Genomic DNA, 4276 nt, shown 5'->3' on the forward strand with positions numbered 1-4276 from the left:
TATACCAAAAATGGAGATCTCATGCTATTTTATAGCCAAATAATATTGAATTATCAAGGTACAGAGCTACTTTTATAAGTGCGAAGTTTGAGTTAATAAATAAATTCTTTGTATATCATTATGTTCTTTTAATGTTTTTTTTGCATAACACTCAACATTTTGTATTAAAGTTTCTTTTAATATAATATTCACTCCATCACTATAAGTATTTATTACAACCCCATTATTATCATATAAAACGTAAAGATTTTTATTATATTTACCTAAGCCTAGTATTCTACCTAGATTTCGCCACGTATATGGATTTAAATTTACAATAGAAACATCTTTATCTAACATTTTTTAACCTCCAATACTTTTATGGAATATGGCTCTAATGTTATTTCAATTTTTTCATTGCCACATAAATCGACAGCATTCCAAGCATTTTTAAATTTCTTATAACCATCAAATACAATATTTGTATTTATTTCATTATCTGTGGAATTCGCTAAAAACAGCAAATCATTTCTATTTTCTGTTGATTTAAAAAGGCTCAATTCTATATCTTTATTTGATGATCTATATTCCCTTCTAATTTTTAACATATTTAAAATTTCGACAATATCAATTGGATTGTTTATATAATAGATTTTACCATTTCTCAAAATATTTTCACCAATTTTTATATTATTAAAATAATCTGTATATTGCATATCTGTATTTAAATAAGGTATTCCAGGTCCCATTATTACTATTCCACCATTTTTAACATATTCTATTATCTTTTTTTGTGCAGATTCATCCATAAAATCATATGAACTTAATATCAATAATTCGTATTTTTTAATTTCTTCATTATTTAAATGAGTATCTGAAATATCGTAATTATAATTATTTCTATCTAAAATTCTTCCTATGTTATCGAGCCAATTATTTTCCGACGGATGTAAATCACTTTTATCTAAATATTTAAAATCAAAATTCACATTACTTTTGAATAATTCTTGTGGTAAATTTATTCCGCCAATAATATCAGCAAATTGATTTAAATTATAACTATTTTGCATTGCAATAAATCTTCCATAGTCATAATCTCTCATTAATAAGATTCTTCTTACTTTTTGGTACTTATATAATTTATAATTATTTAAGAAATTATTTAATCTTTTGTAAAATGTAAAATACTGAGTTCTTATTCTATTATCCATTGTAACTGGTGATCCTTGCCATCTATCCCTTTCAACAATCATATAAAAGTTTATTGCTTTTATGCCATGCATGAATACAGATAAAGTAGTAAATTCTTCTTCACTCGGTAAAAATGTTTTTTGAAAATAAAACCATACTCCAGATCCGAATTCAGGTATAAATGGTAACTTGCTAGATCCGCATAAATATTTAACCAACTTTTTGTAATCATGGTATTCTTCCTTATTTGGATATCTATCTATACCATATATATCAATATATCCACTACTTTCTGATGATGTTAAATCTATAGGCGTCCAATATTGATATGCAGCATTATGGTAAAATGGTATAGTTATACTCCACATATTTGCTATTTTATTAAGTGAATATTGTATTTTATATTCTTTATATTTTATCCAATCAAAATAATAAGGTAATTCTTTTTTTTCTTGCGCCTTGAACTCAATTGGAGGATATATTTCCTTAAAATCGCTATATTTAGTATGATACTTTTTATTCAATCTTGAAATTTCTAAATAATTTTGTTTTAAAAAGTTCTGATAAAGTTCTATTGAATCTTTACTATAATCTAATGAATATGCATTATCTTTAAAAAAGTAGCATGTTTCATTATCTATTTGTAAACCAATTATACATCCATTAGGATACATATGTTCTTTTATAATTGGTGCCAAATTATCAAAGTACAAAGCTACTTCATTATAAAATTTTTTACTTGCATAACTTGGAATTGGAAAATGTTTTGGATCCCTCACCATCATACACAGAGTTCCGTGAGGAGTTTTTGCCTGTATATCAGGATCCATTAAAATCCTTTTGGGATATCCAAAATAAGTCATTTCTGCATTTATATGCGGACCTGGTCTTACCAATACTTTTAAATTATGTTTTTCACATATTTTTAAAAATTCATTTATATCTTTATTTTTATCTATATTTCCAAAATCAAATTGCCCTTTTTTTATTTCATGAATGGACCATGGAATATAAGTTTCAACAATTTTAAAACCCATTTTTTTTTATGTTAATTAATATGTCTTCCCATAAGCTTCTATCAATTCGCCAGTAATGTACAGTACCACTATACAGTGGAATAACTCTCATTAATCATAAAGCCTTCTTTTGTTACTTGTATAGACATTTTTTCAGCCCCTTCTAAATATATTTTATAATTATTTTTAAAAAATTTTAAAGTATAAAACTATTTATACTTATCCTTTAACTGCACCAACTATAAGGCTTTTTTGAACTTGCTCACTTAATAAAATATATATAAGTATTGTAGGCAAAGTAGCAATTACAAGCCCCGCACCAATAGGTCCCCAATTTGTTACATATTCTCCTGCCAGTGATAAAATACCTACAGTTAATGTTTTAATATTGTCATTATTAACAAAAGTATTCGCAAACATAAGTTCATTCCAAGATGAAAGGTAAGTAAAAATGGCAATAGTAGATAATGCAGGTCTAATAAGTGGTAAAATAATATAATAAAAAGCTTTATATATATTGCATCCATCTAAAAATGCGGATTCTTCTAATTCCTTAGGAATGCTATATAAAAATCCTGTTAAAATAAATATACCCATAGGTAGAGCAAAAGCAACATAAGGAATTATTAGGGATGCATAGGTATTAAGAATATTTAAATTCTTTAGTACCACAAAAAGAGGAAGTAATGTAGCATGAATAGGAACCATTAGACCTGTTAAAAATATAGTTAATACTAACTTACTATATTTCCAATTCATTCTAACTATTGCATATGCGCTAGTTGAAATTAATACACTTGATATTATTATAGTAAAACCAGTTACAATTACACTGTTTAAAAAATACCTTCCAACATTACCACTCGACAATGCAGTTATATAATTTGACCATAACCATATATGTGGTAATCCCAATATATTTCCTCCAAATATCTCATTATTATTTTTAAAAGAAAACAAAAATAACCACAACAATGGATATAACTGAACTATTGCCCATATTATTAAAATTAACTCGATAAAATAAAATCCTATTTTCTTAATTCCAATTTTATTCGTTTTATTGACATTTTTATTCACACTTATCAATTTCAACACCACCTTAATATGCGACATCTTTTCCAAATAATTTTTGTATAATCAATGTTCCTACTAATGATTCTAAAATAATAAATATAGCCATTGAACTACCATAACCATATTGATATCTAAAGAATATCATATTATACATTAATGTTGAAGGAACTTCACTAGCATGTAACGGACCTCCATTGGTTAAAACATATATAAGATCAAACGTTCTAAAAGATCCAATTACTGCAAATGTAACACATACTTTTAAAATAGGCTTCATTAATGGAATTGTTACTTTTAAAGCAATTTGCGTTTCTGATGCACCGTCTATTTTTGCAGCTTCATATATATCTGTTGAAATTGATTTTGCCGATGCATACATTAGCAACATATGATATCCTATATACTGCCATAAAATTGGGACAAAAACTGCTATCAATGCTGTCTTTGTACTGCCTAACCATTGATATGTTAATGATTTTAATCCTATTTTGGTCAATATAAAATTTAACAAACCATAATTTGGATTATAAATTTTCATCCATAATTGACCAATTACAACAGTAGATAATATTACTGGTATAAAATATACAGTTCGATAAAATTTTTCTCCTTTAATCCCTCTAGACAAAACCAAAGCAAGTAAAAGGGAAATAGGTAATTGTATAAACACAGATAATAATGCTAAAATAATTGAATTCTTAACTGCTAATACAAAACCGTCAGTATTGTTAATAAATAAATTTTTATAATTATTAATTCCTATAAATATACCTTTATTAAAACCATCCCATTTTAATAAACTAAAATAAAATGAAATTAATATTGGAAGCAAAACAATAATTACAAATGTTATAAAAGCTGGAAATACAAAAATAAATATTGCTTTTTTATCACTCAATATTTTTTCCATAAATCAACCTCCTCGTATAATATGATTTGTAATCAACTAAAAAGATCGATCTTTAAAAAGATTACAAAATTTAATTGAACCTTGATAATTGAATATTGTTTTT

At 25.6% G+C, this 4276-nt stretch carries 4 protein-coding genes; all 4 read right to left on the reverse strand.

Annotated elements, in window-relative coordinates; translation table 11 throughout:
- Window positions 1-72: 72 nt before the first annotated feature.
- The 4 genes from HNR52_RS11995 to HNR52_RS12010 all read right to left on the reverse strand — a co-directional run bounded on the left by HNR52_RS11995 (window position 73) and on the right by HNR52_RS12010 (window position 4173).
- A complete protein-coding gene (locus tag HNR52_RS11995) occupies window positions 73-339 on the reverse strand; it encodes a hypothetical protein (RefSeq protein ID WP_435620707.1) in 267 nt (88 codons plus the stop codon).
- A complete protein-coding gene (locus HNR52_RS12000; RefSeq protein ID WP_435620708.1) occupies window positions 333-2207 on the reverse strand; it encodes a beta-galactosidase in 1875 nt (624 codons plus the stop codon). Before HNR52_RS12000 ends, HNR52_RS11995 begins: the two co-directional genes overlap by 7 nt.
- A gap of 198 nt (window positions 2208-2405) precedes the next feature.
- Complete coding sequence (locus HNR52_RS12005) at window positions 2406-3266, reverse strand: carbohydrate ABC transporter permease (protein ID WP_435620709.1); 861 nt, start codon at window positions 3264-3266, stop codon at window positions 2406-2408.
- A 22-nt stretch (window positions 3267-3288) separates the two neighbouring features.
- On the reverse strand, window positions 3289-4173 hold the full coding sequence (locus HNR52_RS12010; RefSeq protein ID WP_435620710.1) for a carbohydrate ABC transporter permease: 885 nt from the start codon (window positions 4171-4173) through the stop codon (window positions 3289-3291).
- Window positions 4174-4276: the final 103 nt, after the last annotated feature.

Origin of the sequence: Thermoanaerobacterium thermosulfurigenes, assembly GCF_051201035.1 — a bacterium.
In the GTDB taxonomy this organism is placed as follows: Bacteria; Bacillota; Thermoanaerobacteria; order Thermoanaerobacterales; family Thermoanaerobacteraceae; genus Thermoanaerobacterium; species Thermoanaerobacterium thermosulfurigenes.